This is a genomic window from Pseudomonas sp. LB3P58 (assembly GCF_054897895.1).
This window is the reverse complement of the sequence record NZ_JBUBVE010000001.1, coordinates 2322410-2347879: the sequence shown is the minus strand read 5'-3', so window position 1 is coordinate 2347879 and position 25470 is coordinate 2322410. Positions and strand designations below refer to the sequence as shown.

The window sequence follows — 25470 nt, the reverse complement described above, 5'->3', positions numbered from 1 at the left end:
ATGGCCCTGCTTTATAAAGCTGACCCTGTGCGCGGCGAACAGTGGAAAGCGCTGTTTGCCGAACACGCCCCGGATATCGAATGGCGCGCCTGGCCGGACATCGGTGATCCCGCGGACATCGAGTACCTCGCCGCCTGGCAGGCACCCGACGATCTAGAGGTTTTGCTGCCGAATCTGAACGTGTTGTTCGCGTTGTCCGCCGGGGTCGATCAACTGGACCTCAGTCGCTTGCCCGCAAGCTTGCCGGTGGTGCGTCTGCTGGACCCCGGCATCACCCGCGGCATGTGCGAGTACGCCAGTTTTGCGGTGCTGAGCCTGCACCGGGACATGCTGCGTTATCGCCAGCAGCAAATGGCCCGGTGCTGGCAGGCGCACTTGCTGCAACCGGCGGCCACGCGGCGGATCGGGGTCATGGGCCTTGGCACCCAGGCTCAGCAGATTCTGGCGACGTTGCAGCCGATGGGCTTTGCCTTGTCGGGTTGGGCGCGCAGTGCGCATCAGGTCGCTGGCGTGGAGTGCTATGCCGGGCGCGAGCAACTGCCGGCGTTCCTCAGCCAGTGCGACATTCTGCTGTGCGTGCTGCCGCTGACTGAGCAGACTCAGGGCATTCTTGATCGTGAGTTGTTCCGGCAACTGCCCCATGGCGCGGCATTGATCAACATGGGCCGTGGCGGACATCTGGTGGAAAGTGATCTGCTTGAGGCGCTGGACAGCGGACAGCTCAGTGGTGCGGTGCTGGATGTGCTACAGGAAGAACCGGCGCCGGCGGATCATCCGTTTTGGGATCACCCGCAGATTCTGCTGACACCGCATATTGCCGCGATGACGCAGCCGGAGAGTGCGTTTGGGGTGTTGTTGGAGAATATTCGGCGGTTTGAACAGGGTAAGCCAATGGTGGGCCAAATCGACCGCACCCAAGGTTACTGAACTCAACACATAACAAATGTGGGAGCGAGCTTGCTCGCGATGGCGGAGTTTCAGTCAACATCCATGTTGAATGTTAGTCCCTCATCGCGAGCAAGCTCGCTCCCACATTGGTTGGGCGGTGGCTTAGAGAATGTCGGCGATGGCTTTGCCAACCTCTTGAGTCGACCCCTTCCCCCCCAAATCCGGTGTAATCGGCCCCTCCGCAATCACCCGCTCGATCGCCTGCAAGATCCCGTCATGCGCCGCACGATAGCGCTCGTCTCCATTCCCCAGAAAGTCCAGCATCAACGCCCCGGACCAGATCATCGCAATCGGGTTGGCGATGTTCTGCCCATAAATGTCCGGCGCCGAGCCATGCACCGGCTCGAACAGCGACGGAAACCGCCGTTCAGGATCAAGGTTGGCCGACGGCGCAATACCAATGGTCCCTGCACACGCCGGTCCCAGGTCGGACAGAATATCGCCGAACAGGTTCGACGCCACCACCACATCAAACCGGTCCGGTTGCAGCACGAAACGCGCGCACAGAATGTCGATGTGCTGCTTGTCCCAGGTGATGTCCGGGTACTGCGCCGCCATCAATGCGGTGCGTTCGTCCCAGTACGGCATGCTGATGGAAATCCCGTTGGACTTGGTCGCCGCCGTCAGGCGCTTGCGCGGTCGGGTCTGGGCCAGCTCGAAGGCGAACTTGAGAATCCGGTCCACGCCGCGCCGGCTAAACACCGACTCTTGCAGCACGAACTCATGCTCGGTGCCTTCGAACATCTTGCCGCCCACCGAGGAATATTCGCCCTCGGTGTTCTCGCGGATCACCACGAAATCGATGTCCCCCGGTTTGCGTCCGGCCAAGGGGCACGGCACGCCGGGGAACAGCCGCACCGGGCGAATGTTCACGTACTGGTCAAAGTCCCGACGGAACTTGAGCAGCGAGCCCCACAAGGAAATGTGGTCTGGCACCTTGTCCGGCCAACCCACGGCACCGAAGTAAATCGCGTCGAAGCCCTTGAGCTGTTGGAACCAATCGTCGGGCATCATCTGCCCGTGTTCCAGGTAGTAATCGCAATGCGCCCAGTCGAGCACTTCGATGCTCAGATCCAGCTGCCATTTCTTCGCGGCTTGCTCCAGTACTCGCAGGCCTTCCGGCAGGACTTCCTTGCCGATGCCATCGCCGGCAATCGCGGCGATTTTGAATGTCTTGCTCATCAATCTGCCTCCCCGTGTCTGTGAATTACAGCCCGCCGATGTGGAAGGCTTTGACTTCAAGGTATTCATCCAGACCGTACTTGCTGCCTTCGCGGCCCAGGCCTGATTGTTTGATGCCGCCGAACGGCGCGACTTCCATGGAAATGATCCCGGTGTTGAGGCCGACCATGCCGAATTCCAGCGCCTCGCCGAAACGCCATGAACGACGCAAGTCTTGAGTGAAATAGTAGGCACCCAGACCGTAAGGCGTGGCATTGGCCAGCGCAAGGGCTTCGGCTTCGTCGGTGAAACGCATCAGCGGCGCCACCGGGCCGAAGGTTTCTTCGTTGGCCAGCAGCATGCCCGCGTGGGCCTCGCCGATTACCGTGGGCTGGACAAACTGGCTGTCGCCCTCGGGAATGCCGCCGCAGAGCAAACGTGCGCCCTGGCTCAGGGCATCGTCGATGTGCCGGGCGACTTTGCTCACCGCCGCCGGATTGATCAGCGGACCGATGGTGACGTCGGCGTCCAGGCCGTTACCGACCTTGAGCTTGCCCACCTCCTCCACCAGACGCTGGGCGAAACGTTCGTAGATGCCGTCCTGCACCAAAATACGATTGGCACAGACGCAGGTTTGCCCGGCGTTGCGAAACTTGCTGAGCATGATGCCGGCGACGGCCTGCTCAAGGTCAGCGTCGTCGAACACAATGAACGGCGCGTTGCCGCCCAGTTCCAGGCTCAAGCGCTTGATGTGTTCGGCGCTCTGGCGCATCAGCAAGCGGCCGACGGCGGTCGAGCCGGTGAAGGAAATCTTGCGCACGCTTGGGTTGCCGGTCAGTTCTTCGCCGATCCCGGCAGGCATGCCGGTCAACACGTTGAACACCCCGGCCGGGATGCCCACGCGTTCGGCCAACACCGCCAGGGCCAGGGCCGACAATGGCGTCAGGTCCGAGGGCTTGACGATGATCGGGCACCCGGCCGCCAGGGCCGGCGCGCATTTGCGGGTGATCATCGCATTGGGGAAATTCCACGGGGTGATCGCGGCGCACACACCCACTGGTTGCTTGAGCGTCAGCAGTCGGCGGTCACCGCTGGGGGCCGGCATGGTTTCGCCGTAGACCCGTCGGGCCTCCTCGGCGAACCATTTGACGAAACCGGCGCCGTAGCGAATTTCGCCTTTGGCTTCGTTCAACGGTTTGCCCTGTTCGCAGGTCATGATCAGCGCCAGGTCGTCGAGGTTGTCGATCATGGCCTGATACCAGCGCTCGAGCAGCGCCGCACGTTCCGCTGCCGGGCGTGCGCGCCAGGCCGGCCAGGCTTTTTCGGCGGCTTCGATGGCGCGACGGGTTTCCGCGCCCTGCATCGCTGGTACGCGGGCAAGCAACTGGCCGTTGGCCGGGTCGATGACGTCCAGAGTCGCGGCGTTGTCGGCGCCGATCCACTGCCCGTCGACATAGGCGAGTTCTACCAAAAGGCTGGGGTCTTTCAAACGATTCTTGAGCATGGTCGAGTCCTGATCCGAGACACGCTCCAGTCTAGGGAGGTGTTGCGGATGAGGATGCTGAAAGTGCGGTTTGCGCGGTGTTGGATGCTGAAATTCGGGGTGGGACGGCAGGCTCTACCGAGAGTCTTATGGTCCTTCAGACAAACACAAAACCCTGTGGGAGCGAGCTTGCTCGCGATGAGGGACTGACATTCAACATTGATGTTGGCTGACACTCCGCTATCGCGAGCAAGCTCGCTCCCACATTTGATCGGTGCTTGCCATGGAACCTGATTACAACTTCAGGGAACCGAGCAGGCCATCAAGAAACCGCTCCGCGGCCTCCATCTGGCTGATCTCGATGAACTCGTCCGGTTTGTGCGCCTGTTCGATCGAACCCGGTCCGCAGACCACCACCGGAACATCCAGACGCTGCTTGAACAGTCCGCCTTCAGTGCCGAAAGAGACTTTGGCGGTGCCGGTATCCGGCGCGGCGAAGTTCTTCAGGAAGCGCACCGCTTCGACGCTCGGGTGCGTATCGAGACCGGGATAGACGTTGACGGTTTCAATCTCAATGGCCGCAACACTGGACAGCTTTTTGGCCTCACGCACGATGACTTCGGCCCGTTCGCGCATCTGTTCCAGGAACTGATCCAGATCGTCCGCCGGCAAGTTGCGCACTTCGAAGTCCAGGGTGCACAGGTTCGGCACGATGTTCAGCGCCTTGCCGCCAACAATCTGCCCGACATGCACGGTGCTGTAGGGCACGTCGTAGTCAGCATCCTGGGCGCCCTGCTCTTGCAATTGCCGCTGGCTTTGACGCAGCGCGGCGATGAAATCGCAGGCCACGTGAATCGCATTGACCGAGCGCGGTGCCAGTGAGGAATGCGCTTCCAGGCCACGACAATACGTGCGGTAGGAGCCCTTGCCCTTGTGCCCCAACACAAACTGCATGTTGGTCGGCTCACCGATCAGGCACAAAAACGGTCGCACCGGCGCCAGGTGCAACACGTCCAGCAAACGTCGCACGCCGACGCAACCGGTCTCTTCGTCATGGGACAGCGCCAGTTGCAGCGGTCGGCTCAAGGGGCTGTCCGCCGCGTCGAGCATGGCGTCGATGGCCAATGCGATGAAGCCCTTCATGTCGCAACTGCCACGGCCGTAAATCCGCCCGTCCTGCACCGTCACCTGAAATGCCGGGAAGGTCCAGGCCTGCCCCGCCGCCGGCACCACGTCGGTATGCCCGGACAACAGAATCCCCGGCAACTCGCGTGGGCCGGTGCTGGCGAACAGGTTGGCCTTTTTGCCGGTTTCATCCTTGACGATCAGCGACTCGATGCCCTTGGTCAGCAGTAGCTCGCGCACGTAGTCGATGAGGGCCATGTTCGACTCCGAAGACACGGTGTCGAAGGCCATCAGGCGTTTGAGAATATCCAGTACACGGGGTTTCATGAGGCCTTGCTCCGTTGCTCGGCTGAGAGGGCGAACCGGTTGATGGAGAACGGCTCAATCGACGTGCTGGTGCTGCCGGTGCTGATCAGTTCGGCCATCACATCGCCGACGCCAGGGCCGAGCTGGAAGCCGTGGCCGCAGAAGCCGAACGCATAGAACAAGCCATCGACAGTGCCGCTGGGGCCCATCACCGGCAGGGAGTCAGGCAGATAGCCTTCGATGCCGCTCCAGACCCGAATGATGTTGAGGTTGCCGACACCCGGCAGCAGGCGGCGCATCTGTTCCATCTGATTGAGGATGCTGCGTGGCTCGACATAGGCCCGGCGATTGAGCATGTCCGGTTTGCTGCGGTAACCGCCGCCGATGACGATGTTGCCGCGCGGGATCTGGCGGAAATAGATCACTTCCTCGGGAATTTTGGTGTACACCCCAATCACCGTCGGCAAGGCGTAAGGCACCGGTTCGGTCACCGCCATTTGCGGGCCATGGGTGTCCAGCGGCACTGGCTCGCCGAACTGCGCCGACAGTTTCTGGCCCCAGGCGCCGGCGGTGATCAACAGCTGGGCGGCGCTGAATTGCCGGCCATCGGTGGTGGTAATGCTGAACTCGCCAGCGACCTTCTGCACTTCGGCGACTTCGGTCTGTTCTTCGATCCGCGCGCCAAGGCGTCGTGCGGCGCGGGCAAACGCCGGGGCGGCCAAACGCGGATTGGCGTGGCCGTCGTGGGGCGCGTAGGAGCCGCCCTTCACGTCTGGCCCGAGAAACGGGAAGCGCTCGTGCAACTCGGCGCCGCGAAAGATTTTCAGGTCCAGTTGCGCCGCTTCGGGTGCTGCCGCGTAGGCTTCCAGCTCAGGGGTTTCGTCTTCGCGGTAACACACACGCATGTGCCCGCTGGCGATGAATTCGAGATCGTCGTCGATCAACTCCGGCAAGCGCTTCCACAGGGCCCACGAACGGTTGGCCAACGCCAGTTGCCCAAGGAATCGGCCCTGACGGCGTACGTTGCCGAAGTTCACGCCGCTGGCGTACTGACCAATCTGGTCGCGCTCCAGCAGGATCACCGACTGACCGCGCTGACGCAGAAAAAACGCCGCCGCCGAACCCATCAGGCCGCCACCGACAATCACGACATCGGCTTTGTGAACCGTCATGGCGACACCTCCTCGGTGAGCATCGAAAGGGGTTTGACCGGCGCCTGACCGCGCTGCCGGCCGACCAGCTGCACGCTGACACCCGCAGCGGCAGCAATCACCTCGGCCCCGGCCTGGGAGCAATAACGGCCCTGGCAACGGCCCATGCCGACCCGGCTGAACGCCTTGGCCCGATTGACTTCGCAAGCACCCTTTTCGCTGACGGTGCGGCGCAACTCGCCGGCGCTGATCATCTCGCAGCGACAGACGATGGCGGCATCCGGCAAAGCTTTGGCTTGCGCCGACGGCCAGGGAAACGCCTGGGCCAGCCCCAAACGAAACTGATCCATCACCGCCAGCGCGTGGCGTTGTTCGTCGCGCAAACCAGCATTTAAAGGTTGGTGCAGGTCCTCCAACAGCGCCATGGCGACCAGCCTTCCGGCGTGTTCAGCCGCATCCGCGCCGCGAATCTTCGAGCCGTCCCCGGCCGCGTACACGCCACTGACCGAGGTCCGGCCATCCTCATCTACCGCCAGCAACCATTGGCTGGACGCCTCATCGAACCGCAGGCGACAACCGGCCAGGTCGGCCAATTGCGTTTCCGGGCGCAAGTGATAACCCAGGGCCACGGCATCGCAATTGACCGTCAGGGTTTCCCCGCGCGCCGTGCTGACCCGCACGCCACTGACGCCGCTCGCGGCGTCGCCCAGCACTTGCAGGGGTTTGATCCCCAGGTGCACCGGGATCTTCGCCTGATACAGCTGCGCCAAGAGTTTCATCCCGGTGAACAGCAATCCGGGACGCGCCAGCAGTTTGGGCAACGCGCCGATCCGTTTGCTCAGCGGCGAGGTATCGAGTACTGCCACCACGTTGGCGCCGGCTTTGACGTATTGGCTGGCGACCAGATACAGCAACGGCCCACTGCCCATGAACACCACGCTGTGGCCGATGGAAACCGCCTGGGACTTGAGCGCGATCTGCGCCCCGCCGAGGCTGTAGGTGCCCGCCAGTTGCCAGCCTTCGATCGGCATCAAGCGATCGGTGGCGCCGGTGCAGAGGATCAACGCGTCGTAATCCACCGTCGAGTGCTTGCCCTGACTGACGCAGCACAATTGCCCCGGCGTGAGGTTCCACACCAGCGTGTCCGGGCGGTAGTCGATCGACCCACGCAAGCGATCGAAGCTTTGGTGCAGGTCCCGGGCCTTGGCGGCTTCGGTGCCGTACAGCGTGGCGTAATCGCGGGTAAAGCCTTCTGGCTGGCGACGGTAGATCTGCCCGCCATCCCGGCGATTTTCATCGATCAGGATCGGCTTTACACCAGCGGCCAGCAGGGTTTCGGCACAGCGAATCCCGGCCGGCCCGGCGCCAACGATAACGACTTTATTAGAGCTCAGCCGTGCAGTGGCCATGTCGCCTCCGGTTGTGTGGTGACGATGTCCAGCCCTTCACGGACTTCGTTGGAACAGGCACGCAGGCGTTCGCCGCTGCGGGTCCAGACCCAGCAATCCTGGCAGGCCCCCATCAAACAAAAACCGGCGCGGCGGCCCGAATCGAATTCCGACTGGCGCAACGCCGAGCCCTGGGTCAGCAACGCGACCATCAGGGTATCGCCCTGCAACGCCTCGATGGGTGCGCCGTCCACCTTCAGATTGACGGTCGGTCGGCCCTGCTCGGCCAGCCTTACAAAACGCCCCTTCATGCATAGGCTCCCTGGCTCATGATGTTCAAATCCTGCTGGGTTTTCAGCAGCTCGGCCGTGTCGTGGTGGCAAAGGATTTCACTGCCGCCGGCGATGACTCGGCGGTTCGGCGCGGTGCGATTGCACAGGCCGTCGACCCGCACCGGGCACCGATTGAGGAAAGTGCACAGCTCCGACACGTTGGCCCTGGCGCCGATTGGCGGCAGTTCGCCGCAAGTGGTGCCGCAGTTCTCCAGCCAGCCCTGACGCAGTTCCGGCACCGAATGGATCAACAGGTCGGTGTAAGGATGGAACGGTGCCTGGGCGAACGCTTGCCGAGTGCCGGCCTGAACTTTGTGGCCGCTGTACATCACCACAATGTCATCGCACAGCGCGCGCACGGTGGAGATGTCGTGACTGATGAACAGGTACGAAACCCCCAGTTCCTGACGCAGGTCGCGCAGCAGTTCGAGAATCGCCGCGCCGACCACGGTATCGAGCGCCGAGGTCACCTCATCGCACAGAATCAGGTCCGGTTTGGCCGCCAGCGCCCGGGCCAGGTTGACCCGCTGCTTTTGCCCGCCGGACAGTTCATTCGGGCGCCGTTCGGCCATGGTTCGCGGCAAACGAACGAGATCCAGCAACTCGCCGATGCGCTCGCGCAATGCGGCCCCTTTGAGACCGAAATACATCTTAAGCGGCCGGCTCAGAATGGTGCTGACGCTGTGCATTGGGTTGAGCGCGGTGTCGGCATTCTGGAAGACCATTTGAATGCGGCGGAACTGTTCGGCGGTGCGCTCGGACAGGCTGCCACCCAGTGGCTGACCATCGAATGTCAGCCCGCCCAGCGCCGGGGTCAGCAACCCCGCCACCACCCGCGCCAGGGTCGATTTGCCCGAGCCCGACTCACCGATCACGCCGATGGCCTGGCCCCGGCGCACGGTCAGGTCGATGTCTTCCAGCACCCGAATCGACGGCATGCCGTGCATGTTCTTGTTGCCGTAACCGGCGGTCAGGCCCTGGATGGTCAGCAAGGGCGTGTCTTGCGCCACATCGCAGGGCGGACGAATCGTCGTGTCCGGCCGCGCCGCCGCCAGCAGGCTGCGGGTGTATTCGTGGGTCGGGCCTTTGAGTAAGGGCGCAGTGGCGCTTTGTTCGAAAATCTCGCCGCCGTTGAGCACCACAATCTGATCGGCCATCTGCGCGACCACGGCGAGGTCGTGGGACACGTAAACCGCCGTCGCCCCCCGTTCGCGCACCACCCGTTTGAAGGCGCGCAGCACGTCGATCTGGGTCGTCACGTCGAGGGCCGTCGTCGGTTCGTCGAGCACCACCAGCAGCGGATCGCTGATCAGCGCCATGGCCGCCATGACCCGCTGCAGTTGCCCGCCGGAGACCTGATGAGGGTAGCGCTGGCCAATGCGATCGGGGTCCGGCAGCGCCAGGTCGCGGAACAATTCGATGGCCTTGGCTTCGAGCACGGCGCGGCTGCCCAGGCCATGAATCAATGCGCCCTCCACCACTTGATCGATGAGTTTTTTCGCCGGGTTGAACGCCGCAGCAGCGCTTTGGGCGATGTACGAAACCCGGTTGCCACGCAGGCCTTGCAGCTCGCTTTCGCTCAACGCCAGCATGTCGTGCTCGCCGATCTGCACCACGCCGGACGCCAGGCGACAACCGCGCCGGGCGTAACCGAGCAGCGCCAGAGCGATGGTGGTCTTGCCGGAACCGGACTCGCCGATCAACGCCAGCACTTCACCTTTTTCCAGGGAGAAACTCACGCCCTTGACGATTTCCACTTCGCCACGCTCGCCACAGGCGACCACGCGCAGGTTTTCGACTCGAATCAATTCACTCATTTCAATGGCCTCCCGAACGTCGACTACGTCGCGAAGACAGGCGGTCGATAAACAGATTCACACCGATGGTCAGTGTGCCGATGGCCAGGGCCGGAATCACGATGGCCGGTGCGCCCTGGTTGAGGCCGCCGATGTTTTCGCGCACCAGTGAGCCAAGGTCGGCATCCGGCGGTTGCACGCCCAGGCCGAGGAAGCTCATGCCGCTGAGCAGCAGCACGATGAAACCAAAACGCAGCCCCAGGTCCGTCAGTACCGGGTTGAGCATGTTCGGCAGGATCTCCACGCACGCGATGTACAGCCGACGCTCGCCGCGAGTGCGGGCCACCTGCACGTATTCCAGGGCTTCGATGTTCACCGCCATACTGCGGGCGATGCGGAACGCGCCCGGCGTGAAACTCAGCACCGCCGTGCAGATCAGCAAGGTCACCGACGAGCCGAAGGCCGAGACCATGATCAGCGCCAGCATCTTGCTCGGGATCGAGATAAAGGCGTCCATCAAGCGACTGATCACCTCATCCAGCCATTTCGGCGACACCACCGACAGCAGCGCGCAACTGGTGCCCAGACCGCTGGCCAACACCGCCGCCACCAACGCCAGGCCGACGGTGAAGCGTGCGCCGACGAGGATTCGGCTAAGCATGTCGCGGCCCAGGTAATCGGTACCGAACGGGTAAACGGCGCTGATGCTGTCAAAGACATTGTCAGAGACCACTTCGCCCACCGGGTGCGGCGCCAGCCACGGGCCGAAAATCGCCACCAGCAACCAGATAACGCACATCGCAGCCCCGATCAGACCCAGCCAGGCCGGGCCATGAGACACCTTGCCAACCGACAGGTCGGGGGTCGCAGGCGTCGATTTCACAATGAGATTGTTCATTGGTTTCTCAGCCTCGGATTGGACAGAATCGCGCACAGGTCGGCCAGCAGCACCAACCCCAGGTACGCCGTGCAAAACAGCATGGTGCAGGCCTGGACCAGCGCCATGTCACGGTTGGTCACCGCATCGACCATCAAGCTGGCGATGCCGGGGTAGTTGAAGATCGTCTCGACAATGACCACCCCACCCAACAGGTAGGACAGACTCAGGGCGATGGCATTGGCGATCGGCCCGATGGCATTGGGCAAGGCATGGCGCAAGACGATGCGCATCGGGCTCACGCCTTTGAGCCGGGCCATTTCCACGTAGGGACTGTCCAGTTGATCAATCACCGCCGCCCGGGTCATGCGGGCCATTTGCGCGACGATCACGCAGCACAGCGTCAGCACCGGCAAGGCGTAAGTGCGCATGAATTGCCAAGGTGAGGTGATGTCACTGGCGTACGACAGCGCCGACAACCAGCCCAGGTTCACCGCAAAAATCAGCACCGCCAGGGTCGCCACCAGAAACTCCGGCACCGCGACCATGGCCAGGGTGAAAAAGCTCAGGAAGCTGTCGATGCGCCCACCGCGGCCCATCGCCGAGCCGATGCCCAGAATCAACGCCACCGGCACTGACACCAGCGCCGTGGCGGCCGCCAGCATCAAGGTGTTGGGCACCCGCCCGGCCATCAACTCGCTGACCGGCATGGCGTTGGAGACCGACTGGCCCATGTCGCCGCTCAGCAGGTTCATCAACCAGTGCAGGTAACGCAACACACCGGGCTGATCCAGCCCCAGTTTCAGGCGCAACGCCGCCACTTGTTCCGGCGTGGCGAACTGCCCGAGCGATTGTTGCGCCGCGTCCCCCGGCAGTACCGCCGTGATCGCAAACACGACCATGGACACGATCAACAAAGTCACGATCGCGGCGCCCAGGCGCCGGCCGATCAACCACAGTGTGTTGCTATTCATCGCCCTACCCTCATGCAATGTCCCCGTCGCTTCAACCACCGCACATCAAGCGTCCAGCCAGACCTGCTCGGCGAACATGTAGCCCATGAAACCGCCCAACGGGTTGCTGCCGTAGCCTTTGATGCGCTGGTCGACACCGTCGATGTTGCTGATGAACACCGGCACGCCGATACCGCTGTGGTCATGCACCAGGGTCTGCATGTCGGCGTACATCTTGCTGCGCTTGGCGTCGTCGGTTTCACCCCGGGCGAGCATCAGCAACTGATCGAACTGATCGTTCTGCCAGCCCGATTCGTTCCACGGTGCTTTCGACTGGAAGAACTGCGAGAACATCACGTCGGCGTTCGGCCGCGGGTTGATGTTGCCGAAGCTCAGCGGGTGCTTCATCCAGTGATTGGACCAGTAGCCATCGCTCGGCAGGCGGTTGACGTCGAGCTTGAGCCCGGCCTGTTTCGCCGACTGTTGCAACAGCACCGCGATGTCCACCGAACCGGTGGCGGCTGGCGATGCGACCAGCGGCATGGTGATGCTTTCCATGCCGGCCTTCTTGAGCAGAAACTTGGCTTTTTCCGGGTCGTAGACCCTTTGCGGCAGATCGGCGTTGTAGTAGCGCGAACCCGGGGAAATCGGATGGTCGTTACCGACTACGGCAAAGCCGCGGAACACTGCGGATTTGACCTGTTCACGGTCCAGCAGGTACTTCATGGCCTGGGTGAATTCAGCGCTTTTGCCCGGCATCTGATCCTGGCGGATGATCAAGTCAGTGTAGTTGCCCGAGGGTGCATCGACGACACGGTGCTTGGGGCTGGCCTTGATGCGCGTGGTTGAGCGCGGGTTGACCTCGTTGATCAGGTGCACGTCACCCGACAGCAACGCGTTGATCCGCGACGGCTCATCGGCAATGGCGATGAACTCGATCTCGTCCAGGTACGGCAGCCCCGGTTTCCAGTAGCCGGTATTGCGCGCGGCAATCGAGCGCACGCCCGGTTTGAACTCCTTGACCTTGAACGGCCCGGTGCCAATGCCCTGGTTGAAGTCGGTGGTGCCTTCCGGAACGATCAGCAGGTGCGACACGGCGAGGATCGACGGCAGCTCGGCGTTCGGCGCGCTCAGGCGGATTTGAACTTCGTTGGGGCCGGTGGCTTTGATTTCTTCGAACTGCGCCATCAGCGGCATGACCTTGGAACCGGTCAGTGGATCCTTGTGGCGCGACAGCGAGTACACCACATCGGCGGCGCTCAGGGTCTTGCCGTTGTGGAAGGTCACATCCTTGCGCAGGGTGATGGTCCACAGCGTGGCATCGGTGTTGTCGATGCGCTCGGCCAGTTCCAGTTGCGGCACCAGATGGCTGTCGAAACGGGTCAGGCCGTTGTAGAACATGAAGTGGCGCACGTAGTCGGTCGACAATGCGCCTTTGGCCGGGTCCAGCGTATCGGCGGTGGAACTGGACATGCCGGCGACACGAATCCGCCCGCCCGGTTTGCCTTTGCCAGGGGTGGCAGCTTCTTCGGCGAACAGTTTGCCGGCGGCGCCGAACAGGCTGCCGGCGCCCGCCGCAGCCACACCGGCCACGCCGAGCATTTGCAAGGCGTTACGGCGCGACATGCCGCGATTGAGGCCTTCGAATACCCGCAGGCTTTCCTGGCCGGAGATCAGTTGGGAGTCGATCTTGTTGTCAGTCATATCAGTTGTACCTGTCGAAAATGAGAAGGCTCGAGTGCTCCTGGTTATCCGGAGCGTCTGGAAACGCAAACGACGGTGACGCCACAACATCAACTCAATGTAAATAATCCTGGAAGCGGTAATAGGCGCCCACAAACGGCAGGAACCACGGTTTGCCGAAATGCCCGGGAATCGCCGGCCATTCGAGTTCGCGCCAAGGGTTGGCTTCGACGTTGCCGGCCATGACATCGGCCATGACCTGGCCCATGTGCACCGACATCTGCACGCCATGGCCGCTGTAGCCCATGGAGTGATAAATCCCGCCGTGTTGACCGGCCCGGGGTAGCCGATCGGACGTCATGTCCACCAGCCCGCCCCAGCAGTAGTCGATCTTCACGTTGGCCAACTGCGGGAACATCTGCACCATCGCCGCTTGCAGCACTTTGCCGCTTTTGGCGTCGTTGACGCTGTCCGACATGGCGAACCGCGCACGGCCGCCGAACAGCAGGCGGTTATCCGGGGTGAGGCGAAAGTAGTTACCGATCATGCGGCTGGTGACATAGGCGCGGCGGCCCGGCAACAATTGCTCGATCAGCGACGGTGGAAGGACTTCGGTGGCAATCACGAAACTGCCCACCGGCACGATCCGCCGCCGGTACCAGCCCAAACCGCCGTGCTGACAGGCGCCCGTGGCCAACAGCACCTGGCCGGCGTGCAGCGATCCCTTGCTGGTGTTGACCTGATAACCGCCGGCCTGGGCTTTCCAGTCCGTCACCGAGGTGCCTTGATGGATCAACGCTCCATGGCGAGCGGCGGCCTCGGCCAACCCGACACCGAAGCGCCCGACATGCATTTGCACACCGTTGCGCTGCAGCAAGCCACCGTGGAACTGCGCTGAATTGACTTCCGCGCGGGTCTGCTCGGCAGTCAGCAATTCGACGTCGGCATCGACTTCCTTGCGAATCAGTTCGCAGGTCCGTGCCAGGCCCTCGTAGTGCATGGGCTTGGCCGCCAGTTTGAGCTTGCCATTGCGGATCAGGTCGCAGGCGATCTGCTCCTGGTCCACTAATGAAACGACACTCTGCACCGCGCTTTCGTAAGCCTGGTAATAAGCCCGAGCCTTGTCGGCACCGAGGCTGGCGCTGAGCCCGGCGTAATCCTGGGCAACGCCGGTGTTGCACTGGCCGCCATTGCGTCCCGACGCTTCACCGATGACCCTTCCGGCCTCGAGCACCACCACACTGGCGCCCTTCAAGGCCAACGCCCGGGCCGCCGCCAGGCCGGTGAAACCACCACCGACGATGGCCACGTCGACCTGCCCGGGCAATGCGCCGAGCTGTGCACCGCTGAACGCCGGTGCGGTGTCGAGCCAGTAGGATTCACTGCCCATGTCTAACCCGCCTATGCCAAAAAAAGAATGCGCTGAAGAGTGCCGTTACCGTTCGACTCAGAGCCCGACCAGCGCGGCCAGCCCGCCAATATCGGTGATCTGCTGGTAGCCGTAGAAGGCATTGCCCGGGACTTCATGACCACGGGCGACGAAGGCCTTGTTCTTGATCTTCATGTCGTGGGCCGGCATCAGGTCATAACGGAAGCTGGAGGACACATGCAAGATGTCTTCCGGTCCGCAGTTGAGGTTGTCGAGCATGTACTCGAACGCGGCCAGACGCGGCTTGTAGGCCTGGGCCTGTTCGGCGGTAAAAACCTTGTGGAACGGCGCGCCGAGCTTGTCGACGTTGGACATGATCTGGCTGTCGCTGGCGTTGGAGAAAATCACCAGCGGGATCTTGTCGGCGATTTTCGACAGGCCGGCCGGCACATCGGCGTGCGGGCCCCAGGTCGGCACGGCGTCGTAATACAGCTGACCTTCGTCACGGTACTCGATGCCCCAGCGCTTGCAGGTCCGCGCCAGTGCGGTCTTGAGGATTTCGTCATACGGCATCCAGTCACCCATGACCTGGTCCAGGCGGTAGGCCGAGAAGTCCTTGACGAACTGATCCATCTGCTCGGGCTTCACGCGATCGGCGAATAGTTCGCGAGTCATCGTGCCCATGTGGAAATTGGTCAGCGTACCGTAGCAGTCGAACGTAATGAATTTGGGGCGAAGAAAGCTCATTGAGTGCGGTCCTGAAGTTCGTTGAGGTCATGGCGTGACAAGCATTTGCTCCGTTACCGAAGCTGTGATGCAACGCTGCAGCACACCGTCATTACAACACTGTGAAATCAGCAGATGGCGTTAAAAGCGACCTTCGCTTGATACAAACCACCGTTTTAACACCCGCCCTCAGCAGACTTTGCGGCGCGCACAAGCCTTGGGCAAACCCCGTATTTGTGCGCTCTTATGGCCCTTTATAGCCCTGCAAGGGCCGATCACGCACCGATCTACCGCAGAACCTGCGCCGGGCTGAACGAAAACGGGCGCTTCCTTGCGGAAGCGCCCGTTTGGGTGCTGATTTAATCGTGGCGAATATCTGGAGGTTGCTGAGAACCTGTGGGAGCGGGCTTGCTCGCGAAGAGGGAGTGTCAGTCGACATCAATGCTGCCTGACACACCGCCTTCGCGAGCAAGCCCGCTCCCACAGGGGGATTTGTATTACTGGACGATATCGATCAGCACACTCTTGAAGCGTAAATTGGCTTCGAACGCTTCGCGCCCCAGGTCCTTGCCGATGCCGGAGCGTTTGTAGCCGCCAGTCGGCAGGATGTAATCGTTACTGCGCCCGTAACGGTTAACCCAAACGGTCCCCGCCTCCAGCCGCCGAACCAGACGCAGGGCGCGATTGATATCGGCGGTGTGTACGCCCGCCGCCAAGCCGTAGGTGGCATGCGCGGCCAGGCTCAGCGCCTGCTCTTCATCATCGAATGCCTGCACCGTCAGCACCGGGCCGAAGATTTCTTCGCAGACGGCCGGGTTGTCATTGTCCAGCCCCGTCAGCAAGGTCGGTTGGTAATAAGCGCCGCCCAGACCTTCAAACACTCCGCCGCCGGTCAGCACTTCAGCACCGGCCTGACGCGAGCGCTGGACGATGCCGTCGATGCGGCTGGCTTGCAGTCGGGAAATGATCGGCGACAACGTGCTCTCGGCTGACCAGGTCGGCCCCGGGCGCAGCTCCTCGAAATACGCCTGCAAATGCGCGATAAACGGTTCCATGATCGAGCGCTGGATAAACAACCGCGAACCGGACACGCACACCTGCCCGGCGTTGCCGGTGATGGCCAGCGCCACAGTGCGCGCGGTTTTGGCGATGTCCGGCACGTCGGCGAATACCAGTTGCGGGCTCTTGCCGCCGAGTTCCAGCGTCACCGGTTTCGGCCCCACTAACGCGCAAGTCGACATGATGCTCGACCCTGTCGCCGTGGACCCGGTGAACGTCACCTTGGCCACTCGAGGATGGCGGCACAAAGCATCGCCGGTGATGTGGCCATCGCCCTGGATGACGTTGAAAATCCCCGCCGGAATGCCCGCCTGCAGCGCCAGTTCGGCAAAGCGCAGGCTGGAGAACGGTGTCAGCTCCGAAGGTTTGAGCACCACGGCATTACCGGCGGCCAACGCCGGGGCCACTTTCCAGGAGGCCATGCTCAAGGGAAAATTCCACGGTGCGATGGCGGCAATGACGCCGTAGGGTTCGGCGATCTGCATGCCCAGTCGATCGGTCTGGGTCGCCGCCACGTGACCGCCATGTTTGTCCGCCAGCTCGGCGAAAAAGCGAATGCCTTCGGCGACATAAGGAATGTCCCAGGCGATCACATCTTTATGAGGACGCGTCGAGCCCACGGCTTCCAGCGGTGCCAGAATGGCAGCGTCCGCCTCGATCAGATCGGCCCAGCGGCGCATCACCCGCGCCCGCTCCCGGGGTGGACGGCTGGCCCAATCGCTGCGGTTGAACGCCTGCCAGGCATCAGTGACCGCTTCATCCACCAGGTCGGCATCGGCGATTGGCAACTGCGCATAGACCTGGCCGTCAGAGGGTCGCACCACTTCAAGCCCGGGTTGCGCATCGCGGTATTTACCCGCAATGAAGTGAGCGCTGCGCACAGCGATAAGGCGGGGATCGAAGCTATCCATGGAGCACTCCAAACAAGGGACGAGGCGTCGTGAACTCAGGTCTCCATCGTAGAAAAAAAGCCCTGGCATTTGCTGCCGACCTTGCGGTGCATTTAAGTAGTAAGTGTGGTCTGCCGGCCTCGGGCTTGCGGAATCTGCCGAATGCTCCAGCCCCCCTTGTCAGGCCTTCACACAGATGGGATACAGGCACCATCGCGCTGGAAAACCGGCCGCTCGCGCACACTGTCCAACGGAGACTCGCCATGTCCGCCTTGCAACAACCTGCTTATGTCTATCGGCCAATGACGGCCGCCGACCTGCCCTCGGCCCATGCCTTGTCCGTGCAGTTGAAGTGGCCCCATCGCCTGGACGACTGGGCGATGCTGCAACGGGTCAGTGACGGTTTTGTGGTGCTCGATGGCGATCGTCTGATCGGCACGGCATTCGCCTGCCCCCAAGGCGGCTTCACCACCATTGGCCTGGTAATCGTCAGTGATGACTATCAAGGCAAGGGCATCGGTCGCAAGCTCATGGAACAGGCACTGGATGCCTGCCAGTCACGCACCCCGATGCTCAACGCCACACTGGCCGGGGCACCGCTTTACGCCAGTCAGGGCTTTGTCGAATTCGGCCGGATTCAGCAGCATCAGGGCAACGCCAATGAACCTGCGCCCGCAGCACTGGCCGACGGCGAACACTGCCGCGCACTGAACGCGGCGGATCAGGCCCGCGTGCTGGCGTTGGCCAACGCCGGCAGCGGCCTGGATCGCAAAGCGGTGCTGACCGATCTGTTTGAGGTGGTCGAGCATTCCGTGGGGATCGAACGCGACGGCCAGTTACGCGCCTTCGCCCTGCTGCGCCCCTTCGGCCGTGGTCGTTGCATCGGCCCGGTCGTCGCCGAAAACCTCGAACAGGCCAAACACCTGATTGAGGTGTTGCTGGCGCACGTACCTGACGCCTTCGTGCGCATCGACATTCCGGCAGACAGCGGTCTGGCCGAATGGCTGGAGTCGGCAGGTTTGAAGCAGGTCGATACCGTGGCGCAAATGGCCAAGGGCACGCCGCCACAAACAGCCAATGGCGTCCAACAGTTCGCACTGGTGACTCAAGCCATTGGCTGATCGCTGTCCCCACAGTCCTTTTTTATGGAGCGTCACCCGTATGTCTGAACCTACCGTTCTGCTGTTGGCTCGCGCCGACGGCAGCCGCGTTACCACGTCTTTTACAGCAGCGTCTTTGGGTACTTTCGATCCGTTCAAGGACGGTCGTCAGGTGGCCTACAACGGGCCGGATGGCGTGTCAGCGGGCATCGTGCACATCAGCGGAACGCTCGATAGCGATGACTTTCCGCACACCGAAGTGATCGTGGTCCACGCCGGCCACGTCGTGCTGCAATCCGAAACGCAGACGCTGAAACTGGGCGTCGGCGCCAGCGCCGTGATCGGTCGCGGTACAGCGCTGCGACTCCAGGCTCAAGCTGATACGTGCTGGGCCTTTTGTGCCGTCACCAGCCCTACCGCTAGCCCAACACCCGGCCTGACCGCGCTCGACCCGCTGGACATGCTCTCGCCTTCGGCCGCACCGGAACCGCAGATTTTGATCGGGCCGACGCCGCAGTGCCGCTCACACAATGCCTTTGAAGAAGACGCCACTCACCTGCGCGTCGGCGTTTGGGATTCGACACCGTATGAGCGTCACGGCCGCCCGCACAAACTCCATGAGCTGATGAACCTGATCGAAGGCAGTGTCACCCTGCTGGCGCCTGACGGAACGAGCGTGGAGGTCAATACCGGCGACAGCGTGTTTGTGCCGCTAGGGGCACGGTGCGCGTGGAAAAGTACGCGGTATGTGCGCAAGTTCTATGCGGTGAAGTAGTGGCGTAGCGTCTTCCTGAGTGCGCGGCAGTTTGGGTAGGTACGCTCCAATGCTGCCGCGATGAACGCGCGCCCCTTTTTTCTATCCTTTTACGCACACCACCTGACGCAAGGTGTGCAGCACTTCCACCAAATCGCGCTGGGCGTGCATGACGTGGTCGATGTCCTTGTAGGCCATCGGAATTTCATCGATGACGGCAGCATCCTTGCGGCACTCCACGTGGGCGGTGGCACGGATCTGGTCTTCGACGGTAAACAGGCTTTTCGCTTTGGTACGACTCATGGTGCGGCCGGCGCCGTGGCTGCAGGAGCAGAATGAATCCTCGTTACCCAGCCCACGGACAATGAAGCTTTTGGCGCCCATCGATCCCGGAATAATCCCCAGCTCGCCCTTCCTGGCCGATACCGCGCCTTTGCGGGTGACCAGAATTTCCTCACCAAAATGCCGCTCTTTCTGCACGTAGTTGTGGTGGCAGTTCACCGCTTCCAGCGCCACCTCGAAGGGCTTGCTGATCACTTTTCGGGTCGCCTGAATCACCGCTTGCATCATCAATGCACGGTTCTGCCTGGCGAAGTCCTGGGCCCAGCCGACCGCTTCGACGTAGTCAGCGAAGTGCCGGCTGCCCTCTTTAAAGTAAGCCAGGTCACGGTCCGGCAGATTGGCGAGGTGCTGACGCATGTCCGCCTGAGCCATCTGAATGAACAGGTTGCCGATAGCGTTGCCGACGCCACGGGAGCCGCTGTGCAGCATGAACCAGACCCGGTTGGTTTCATCCAGGCACACCTCGATGAAGTGGTTCCCGCTGCCCAGCGTGCCCAAGTGCCCACGGTTGTTGGTGTTGGAGATTTTCGGGTACTTGCCGGTGATCGCCTTGAACCGCGAGTCCAGTGCCGCCCAGGCCCGGTCCGCCTGACGCGGAACGCTGTCCCAGGCGCCCTTGTCCCGACCGCCGCGCCCCCCGGTGCGGCCATGGGGCACCGCTTTCTCGATCGCGCAACGCAAGCCATGCAGGTTGTCCGGTAAATCGCTGGCGGTCAGCGACGTGCACGCGGCGATCATCCCGCAACCGATATCCACCCCAACAGCGGCCGGAATGATTGCGCCCACCGTGGGAATCACACTGCCGATGGTCGAACCCTTGCCCAAGTGTACGTCGGGCATCACGGCCAGATGCTTGAAGATGAACGGCATCTTGGCGGTGTTCATCAATTGCTGTCTGGCTTCGTTTTCTACCGGCACGCCTTCGGTCCAGAGCTTGATCGGTTTACCGTTGGCGACTTCCAGCAGTTGGTAAGTATGTGCTTGCATGATTTTGATTCTTTTCTATTGGCCAACTGTTCGGCGTTGTTCTGGCGCCTGAGGTGAAAAAGGTATTAGCAGCCGACGCGCCAGCTTTGATTCTCCTACTTCGCGGAAAAAAGGGGACAAATTTATTTACTGGGAATCGCCCGGTACGCAAGCTTCGATGAGCAGACAAGGATTCCCCGAGTAGCGCTCGGTACACCGTAGAAAACAGCCGCCGACCTGTCTTTTGTTTTTTGTGTACATATCCGATTCTGCGGTAACGGCCGCTGGCGGTTTCGCTTTTACAGCGAGTCACTTGGAAGAGCCCCAAGTAACCAAGGGCTCTTGCCCCTTTCGTTCGGTGCCTCGCCTAGGCTCGGCATGCCCTCGCTCCGGTCCTGCTCCGTGGGCCCGCCGCCATCGGCCATCCATGGCCGGGGGCGGCTAACCCGGCATCCATGCCGGGTTGCCCACTGCGCAGAACCTCCACTCGGCCTCTCGATGGGGCGGTGCATCAAGATCAAAAGCTGCAGGCGAGCTAACGCTCGGCCTGTTGAGTTGTGATGAGCGTGCGTACACCCTTCCCTTCTGTAGGAGCTGTCGAGTGAAACGAGGCTGCGATCTTTAGATCTTGCTGTGGCTCTGGCTCTGGCTCTGGCGTTTGATTTTGATCTACTGCCCCTTTCCCAGAGGCCGAACGCAGGCGTTGCGCAGGGGGGCACCGCGGCAAGGATGCCGCGGTAGCCGCCCCCGGCCATGGATGGCCGATGGCGGCGGGCCCCCGGAGCAATGCCGGAGTAAGGGCATGCCGAGCCTAAGCGAGGCACCGAATGGAGGGGCAAAGCGTTTTGCTTCCTTTTGGGCGTCTGCAAAAGGGAGTCGCTGTAAAAGCGAAACCGCCAGCCGCCGTGACCGAAGAAACGGATATGTACCCCCCTAAGTGAACAGCATCACCCTCACTGAGCGGCGTTTTTTGTGGGTTCTGCTGGAGTAATGAATACGCACCCTTTCAGCTGTTGGCGGTGAAACCTAGTTATCCATTGCCGCAAACCCGCGCTGCAGGTCTTCAATCAACGCCTCGACATCCTCAATCCCGATATGCAACCGCAGCACCGGATTCAATGAACGATCCGCAACACTGTTGCGATCCGTGGTATCGGCGACGGTAACCAGGCTTTCATAACCGCCCCAAGAAGCGCCGAGCCCAAACAACTGCAGCGAATCAATAAAACGTTCAACGTAGGTCGGGTCCGCATCACGCAATTCGAAGGACAGCAAACCATTGCTGCCATTGAAGTCGCGCTGCCACAAGGCGTGACCGGGATGCTCGGGCAACGCTGGATGGAACACCCGTTTCACCTGCGGTTGCGCTTGCAGCCAATGAGCGATTTCAAGCGCCTGGCGTTCGTGCACTTCCAGTCGCGGTGCCAGGGTTCGCGCGCCGCGCAGCACCAGATAGGCATCGTCGGGGCTGACCGTGGCGCCAAAGGTGTCGCCCATGGACGCCAGTGGCTGCCAGACTTCTTCGCGGGTGCAGACGCTGCCCATGACCACGTCGCTGTGGCCGCACAGGTACTTGGTCAACGCCATGATCGAGATGTCCGCGCCCAGCGTCAGCGGTCGGTACAGGTAACCCGAGCCCCAGGTGTTGTCGACAGCCAGGAGAATGCCTCGCGGTTTGCACAGGGCGGCGATGGCCGGCAAGTCGCAGAGTTCATACAGCAAGGAGCCCGGCACTTCGGTGTAGACCACTTTGGTGTTGGCTTGCAGTTGCGCTTGCAGACCGCTGCCATCCGGCGCGAAGTAGCTGACCTGAATACCGAACGGCTCGAGAAACTCACGGGCCAGCCGTCTCACGGGCGCGTAGACCGCGTCGCTGATCAGTACGTGATCGCCGGGCCGCAGGTAGGCCAGGAAGGTCTGCGCGATCGCTGCCAGCCCGGTGCCGAACAAGCGAGTGCGGTACCCGCCCTCCAGTTCCGTCACCAGATCTTCCAGGGCGAAGGCCGTCGGATTGCCTCGGGCGCCATAGCTCAAGACCCGCTCGCTATCACGGCGAGCACGGGCGTCGCGCATTTGCGCCAGGTTATCGAACAGCACCGTGCTCAACCGCGTGACCGGCACGTTGACTGCCCGCCCGCCACTGCCCTGTTCGGTACGCGCCGAATGGACCAGACGCGTACGCACCCGGGCATCGCGGGGCACTGTGACGCGCAGCGGCTTGAGACTGCCGATCTCGTCGTCGTTCATCTGCGCCAGCAAACCGATTTCCCAGGCCAGGTACTGACGCGCTGCGTCCTTGTTGCCGGCGTGACGGTCGTGGGTGAAGAACAGAAAATCGATGCACTGCTGATCGGAAGGCGTGGTCGGATTTTCCTGCACCGCGAACCCTTCTGCGCGCCAGGCATCGATCCCGCCGTCCAGCAGCCGGACTTGAAGGCGCTGATTTTCCGGCAGCTCCTGCGCCGCGAAAGCAGCCAGCCGCGGATCATCCGCGACCAACACCAGTGGCCGTTGCTCACCGGCCACTTCAGACGCCAGCAACGAGCGAATCGACCAGCGCGACCCGGCGATATTCCCCTTGCGGAAGGTCATGCTCGGTCGCAGGTCAATCAGTGCGACCGCGTCATCCTTCAGCGCATCGGCCAAGGCCCGCGCCGTGATCGATGGCAACGCCTCGTGATCTATCACCTCAAGCGCAGGCAACACCAGATCACTGCTCACCCCACCTGCCAGCACATACGCCGCATACCCCAATTGTCGAAGCCAACTGGCAACAATCGGTGCGCGCACGCCATCACTGTCGAGCAGCACCAACCGCGCCTGACGCACGCCGATATACAGATCGGTGGATTGAATCAACTGCCCGCCCGGTGTGTGTTGTGCACCCGGCAGACTGCCCGCAGCAAACTCCTCGGCGGTGCGCACATCGCATAAAAACAGGCTGCGACCGGCCTCCCTGGCCCATTGCTCAACCTGCGCCGCCTCAACGGTCTTCACACCGGCCCGCTCCGCCAGTTGCGCAGCAGCGAGTCGCTGTCTCGGCAACGGACCAGACGACACCGCCTCGGCATAACGTCGGGTGCTGCCATGCTCCAGCTGAAAATCTTCCAGATACCAACCCTGGGTGCCGTTCTCCAACGCGTAGACCGGATTCTTCAGCCCCAGATTGATCAACGTCTGGGCGCCGATAATGCTGCGGGTCCGACCGGCACAATTGACCACGATCGGGGTGCTTTCGTCCGGCACCAGATCGTGGACGCGATAACCCAGCTCGCCATTCGGGCAGCACACCGAACCAGGAATGGTCATCTTGCGGTACTCATCGAACGGCCGACCGTCGAGCACCACCAGCGGCTCACCCCGCTCTTGCCATTCGGCCAGTTGTTTCGCGGTGACATGCGGCGTATGGCTGGCCTCTTCGACCAATTCACCGAAGGCCTTTGAGGGCACATGCACCCCGGCAAACAGCTGGAACCCGGCAGCCTGCCAACCATCGGCACCGCCATCGAGCACATGCACCTGGCCATATCCGAGCGCCCGCAGACGCTGAGCAGAACGCGCCGCGACATCCCCGCCGTCCTGGTCGTAGATCACCAGCCGAACCTGGGGATTCGGCGCCAGACGCCGGACCTCCAGCTCCAGACGGCTGTAGGGCAAATTCACCCCGAAAAACAGGTGAGCTTCGCCATATTGGCCGTGCTCGCGCACGTCAAACAGGGCAATTTCCTGCCCGTCGAACAGCCACTGCTGCAGTTGCCCTGGAGTTACGGTCTGGCTCATGGGAGTCCCGTTTGAAAAAAGAGTTATTGAAGCGCCAGAGAGCGCTCATTGGCCGCGACTTCCCGGCCCTTCGCGTACGCACGCTGAATCGCCGGTCGCGCCTTGAGGCGTTCGCGCCAGGCATGGACGTGCGGGTAGTCCGCCAGGTCCTGGCCCTGTCGCAACGGTTGAATCCACGGAAAAATAGCCATGTCAGCGATCGAGTAGTCGCCCGCCACAAACGGCACGTCAGACAGGCGCGTTTCCAGTACTTGATACAGCCGCGTTGCCTCGGCGTTGAACAGGTCGAGGGCGAACGGAATCTGCTCCGGAGCCTTCTCCTTGAACAGCTGCAACTGACTCAGGTACGGGGTGATATGCCCCACCTGCCAGAACAGCCATTCTTGAACGTTCTGCCGCTCGGCACTGCCGGCCGCCGGCAGGAAACGCCCGGCTTTGTCGGCCAGGTAATTGAGGATGGCGCCGGACTCGAACAGGTTCAGCGGCTCGCTTAAGCCCTGCGGCGCATGGTCGACAATTGCCGGAATCCGCCCATTGGCACTGATGCGCTGGAACGCTGCCTGCTTCTGCTCGCCTTCACGGATATTGACCGGCAGCACGCGGTACTCAAGCTCCAGCTCTTCAAGCAGGATGCCGATCTTCAAGCCGTTGCCAGTCGGCCAGTAATACAGATCGATCATGCGTAGGCCTTGATCGACGGTGCCATTTGCGAGGCGTTGTAATTGAGGATGCGCCCGTCGGCTTCCACGCCGTAGCGGCCGTTGAGGGACTCCAGCGGCAAACCGTACAGGTGGAAATGCAGGGTCGCCTGCTCGCCTTCGACACGAATGCCATGCAGGTCTTCGCCGAGAAACGAGATGGAGGTGCCGGGTTGCACGATCACTTGTTTTTCCAGGTGCAAGGTGGTGAAACCGGGCTCGCGGCCTTCGTCGTCTCGACGGTAGACGTAGTTGATTTCCTGGCCTTCGACCGCGCTGATGATCGCCCAGGTTTCATGGTTATGCGGGATCGTACTTTTGCCCGGCAACAGCGAGTTCAGGTACAGCGTCGGCGTGTCGCCGTCGTCATTGAGACGGTAGCGAAATGCAGTGCTGCCCTGCCCCGGCACCGGCGCGGGGAACTCGTCGAAATTGAACAGATCGCGGCGCTCGGCTAAGTCTTCAAGCAAGGAAACGATTTCCACCAGCGCGGCGCGGTCGACGCCCCGTTGATGGATGACGCGGATTTTCTTCAGGAAATCCTCGATGACGGCGGCACGGTTAACGGTACTCATGAACAGGC

Annotated in this window: 20 protein-coding genes; 3 read left to right on the top strand and 17 right to left on the bottom strand. The window is 62.0% G+C overall.

Going from position 1 to position 25470, the window contains the following annotated elements; all coding sequences use genetic code 11:
* A complete protein-coding gene (locus ACYZTZ_RS11000) occupies positions 1-927 on the top strand; it encodes a 2-hydroxyacid dehydrogenase (protein WP_461998194.1) in 927 nt (308 codons plus the stop codon).
* 123 nt (positions 928-1050) lie between these two features.
* Here the strand turns inward: ACYZTZ_RS11000 and ACYZTZ_RS10995 are convergent, their stop codons facing one another.
* The 13 genes from ACYZTZ_RS10995 to ACYZTZ_RS10935 all read right to left on the bottom strand — a co-directional run bounded on the left by ACYZTZ_RS10995 (position 1051) and on the right by ACYZTZ_RS10935 (position 17268).
* Positions 1051-2130 (bottom strand): tartrate dehydrogenase, encoded by a 1080-nt coding sequence (locus ACYZTZ_RS10995; RefSeq protein WP_461998193.1) that lies wholly within the window; start codon positions 2128-2130, stop codon positions 1051-1053.
* 25 nt (positions 2131-2155) lie between these two features.
* Complete coding sequence (locus ACYZTZ_RS10990) at positions 2156-3613, bottom strand: NAD-dependent succinate-semialdehyde dehydrogenase (protein ID WP_461998192.1); 1458 nt, start codon at positions 3611-3613, stop codon at positions 2156-2158.
* Positions 3614-3886: 273 nt separating this feature from the next.
* A complete protein-coding gene (gene argE / locus ACYZTZ_RS10985; RefSeq protein WP_461998191.1) occupies positions 3887-5044 on the bottom strand; it encodes an acetylornithine deacetylase in 1158 nt (385 codons plus the stop codon).
* Positions 5041-6195: an NAD(P)/FAD-dependent oxidoreductase gene (locus ACYZTZ_RS10980; RefSeq protein ID WP_461998190.1), complete on the bottom strand. Its 1155-nt coding sequence runs from the start codon at positions 6193-6195 to the stop codon at positions 5041-5043. The genes argE and ACYZTZ_RS10980 overlap by 4 nt, the downstream gene beginning before the upstream one ends.
* Positions 6192-7583, bottom strand: coding sequence for an FAD/NAD(P)-dependent oxidoreductase (locus tag ACYZTZ_RS10975; protein WP_461998189.1), 1392 nt, complete (start codon positions 7581-7583; stop codon positions 6192-6194). The genes ACYZTZ_RS10980 and ACYZTZ_RS10975 overlap by 4 nt, the downstream gene beginning before the upstream one ends.
* Positions 7565-7873, bottom strand: a complete 309-nt coding sequence (locus ACYZTZ_RS10970; RefSeq protein WP_415769402.1) for a (2Fe-2S)-binding protein — start codon at positions 7871-7873, stop codon at positions 7565-7567. Before ACYZTZ_RS10970 ends, ACYZTZ_RS10975 begins: the two co-directional genes overlap by 19 nt.
* Positions 7870-9711, bottom strand: a complete 1842-nt coding sequence (locus ACYZTZ_RS10965) for an ABC transporter ATP-binding protein (protein ID WP_461998188.1) — start codon at positions 9709-9711, stop codon at positions 7870-7872. The genes ACYZTZ_RS10970 and ACYZTZ_RS10965 overlap by 4 nt, the downstream gene beginning before the upstream one ends.
* 1 nt (position 9712) lies before the next feature.
* Complete coding sequence (locus tag ACYZTZ_RS10960) at positions 9713-10588, bottom strand: ABC transporter permease (protein WP_033062146.1); 876 nt, start codon at positions 10586-10588, stop codon at positions 9713-9715.
* Positions 10585-11541, bottom strand: coding sequence for an ABC transporter permease (locus ACYZTZ_RS10955; protein WP_056743945.1), 957 nt, complete (start codon positions 11539-11541; stop codon positions 10585-10587). The genes ACYZTZ_RS10960 and ACYZTZ_RS10955 overlap by 4 nt, the downstream gene beginning before the upstream one ends.
* Positions 11542-11586: 45 nt before the next feature.
* Entirely contained in the window at positions 11587-13224 is a 1638-nt protein-coding gene (locus ACYZTZ_RS10950) for an ABC transporter substrate-binding protein (protein ID WP_461998187.1), read from the bottom strand.
* A 94-nt stretch (positions 13225-13318) separates the two neighbouring features.
* A complete protein-coding gene (locus ACYZTZ_RS10945; protein ID WP_461998186.1) occupies positions 13319-14593 on the bottom strand; it encodes an NAD(P)/FAD-dependent oxidoreductase in 1275 nt (424 codons plus the stop codon).
* A gap of 57 nt (positions 14594-14650) precedes the next feature.
* Positions 14651-15319 (bottom strand): haloacid dehalogenase type II, encoded by a 669-nt coding sequence (locus tag ACYZTZ_RS10940; protein WP_461998185.1) that lies wholly within the window; start codon positions 15317-15319, stop codon positions 14651-14653.
* Positions 15320-15795: 476 nt separating this feature from the next.
* A complete protein-coding gene (locus ACYZTZ_RS10935; protein WP_461998184.1) occupies positions 15796-17268 on the bottom strand; it encodes an aldehyde dehydrogenase family protein in 1473 nt (490 codons plus the stop codon).
* 242 nt (positions 17269-17510) lie between these two features.
* Here ACYZTZ_RS10935 and ACYZTZ_RS10930 point away from each other — a divergent pair, with 242 nt between their 5' ends.
* Together ACYZTZ_RS10930 and ACYZTZ_RS10925 are read left to right on the top strand one after the other, a co-directional pair.
* Entirely contained in the window at positions 17511-18368 is an 858-nt protein-coding gene (locus ACYZTZ_RS10930) for a GNAT family N-acetyltransferase (protein ID WP_461998183.1), read from the top strand.
* Between the two features lie 40 nt (positions 18369-18408).
* Positions 18409-19122 (top strand): cupin domain-containing protein, encoded by a 714-nt coding sequence (locus tag ACYZTZ_RS10925; protein ID WP_461998182.1) that lies wholly within the window; start codon positions 18409-18411, stop codon positions 19120-19122.
* An 81-nt stretch (positions 19123-19203) separates the two neighbouring features.
* Here ACYZTZ_RS10925 and ACYZTZ_RS10920 read toward each other — a convergent pair whose 3' ends face one another.
* From ACYZTZ_RS10920 to ACYZTZ_RS10905, 4 genes are all read right to left on the bottom strand, one after another.
* Positions 19204-20430, bottom strand: coding sequence for an RtcB family protein (locus tag ACYZTZ_RS10920; RefSeq protein WP_461998181.1), 1227 nt, complete (start codon positions 20428-20430; stop codon positions 19204-19206).
* A gap of 1005 nt (positions 20431-21435) precedes the next feature.
* Entirely contained in the window at positions 21436-24189 is a 2754-nt protein-coding gene (gene metC / locus ACYZTZ_RS10915) for a cystathionine beta-lyase (RefSeq protein ID WP_461998180.1), read from the bottom strand.
* Between the two features lie 23 nt (positions 24190-24212).
* Positions 24213-24869, bottom strand: a complete 657-nt coding sequence (locus tag ACYZTZ_RS10910; protein ID WP_461998179.1) for a glutathione binding-like protein — start codon at positions 24867-24869, stop codon at positions 24213-24215.
* The gene (locus tag ACYZTZ_RS10905) at positions 24866-25462 is read right to left on the bottom strand and encodes a cysteine dioxygenase family protein (RefSeq protein ID WP_461998178.1); all 597 of its coding nucleotides are present in this window, start codon (positions 25460-25462) and stop codon (positions 24866-24868) included. The genes ACYZTZ_RS10910 and ACYZTZ_RS10905 overlap by 4 nt, the downstream gene beginning before the upstream one ends.
* Positions 25463-25470 lie beyond the last annotated feature (8 nt).